This is a genomic window from Devosia sp. (assembly GCF_017307565.1).
Taxonomy (GTDB): domain Bacteria; phylum Pseudomonadota; class Alphaproteobacteria; order Rhizobiales; family Devosiaceae; genus Devosia.
Map to the genome: position 1 here is coordinate 1 of NZ_JAFKHD010000135.1, position 1,264 is coordinate 1,264.

Here is a 1,264-nt window from a genome sequence, read left to right on the forward strand (position 1 = left end):
CCAGCGCACCGCCCAGGCTGTTGCCAATATCGTCGATGAACTGCTCGAAGAGGGTCTGCTCGTCGAGCTCGGCCGCCTGCGCTCCGGCCGCGGCCAGCCCCCGATCCAGTTTGCCGTCAATCCCAATGGCCCCCTCACCGCGGGCGTCGAAATCGCCGCCGACCATATGGTCACGGCCCTTCTCGATCTCTCCGGCGGCGTACGCGCCAAATCCATTCTGCCGCTCGAAGAGACCGGCCCCGATACCGTGCCCGACAAGGTGAATGCCGAAGTCCAGCGCCTCGAAGCCTCGCTCGGCGCCGACCGCAGCAAGCTCCTTGGCATCGGCGTCGTCATGCCCGGCCCTTTTGAAGTGGAAGGCATGAGCTCGGTCGGTCCGGCCACCCTGCCCGGCTGGACCGGTGTTGACGCCGCCGCGCTCTTTGCCAAGGCCACCGGCCAGCACGTGGTTGTGGAAAACGACGCTACCGCCGCCGTCGTCGGCGAGCGTCTCTATGGTGCGGGACGCCAGCTCGGCAGCTTCTGCTACCTCTATTTCGGCGTCGGCCTTGGCCTCGGCGTCATCCAGGAAGGCCGCCCCCTGCGCGGCGCGTTTGGCAATGCCGGTGAAATCGGCCATGTCGGTCTCGTCCCGCGCAAAGGCAAGGTCCACTACGGCCCCGCGGGCGCGCTCGAGCGCTTCGTCTCGGTCTTTGCCCTGCGCGAACGTCTCGCCATGGCGGGCATTTATGCCGCCACTGTCGACGACATCCAGAAGCTGCATGACGAAGCCAATCCGACCCTGCTCGAATGGATCGAGGTTGCGGCAGACTATCTCGCGCCCACCGTCGCCATGCTCGAAAACATCTTCGATCCCGAAACCGTCATTTTCGGCGGCGGCATGCCCGATTCCGTGCTCGAAGCGGTCATTTCAGCGCTTGATCCTCTGCCCGTCTCGGTTGCCACGCGCCAGAAACGCTCCCTGCCCCGCGCTATTCGCGGCCAGACCGGCCAGTTGACCGCCGCCCTCGGCGCCGCCGCCCTCCCCCTCCTCGACACCGTCTCGCCCCATCTCAGCGTCTCGGACCCCGTCGCCTGATTTTTTAACCTTCCTTCACTCTCCCGTGCGGGAGAGGTCGGCGCGCAGCGCCGGGTGAAGGGGGCCTTCATAACAGTACCAACTACAGAATCTGGACCACCCATGCTTACCGCCCCCGAACGCCTGCGCCGCCGCGCGGCCCAGCCCCGCCTCGTCACCCTGGCGCGCGCCCTGTCGCGCCTCAAA

The 1,264-nt window shown here is 66.7% G+C and carries 1 protein-coding gene; it reads left to right on the forward strand.

The features are described from left to right. A partial coding sequence (locus J0I64_RS03710) for an ROK family protein (RefSeq protein ID WP_291406266.1) occupies window positions 1-1,078 on the forward strand: 1,078 nt, incomplete at its 5' end. Between the last annotated feature and the right edge of the window lie 186 nt (window positions 1,079-1,264).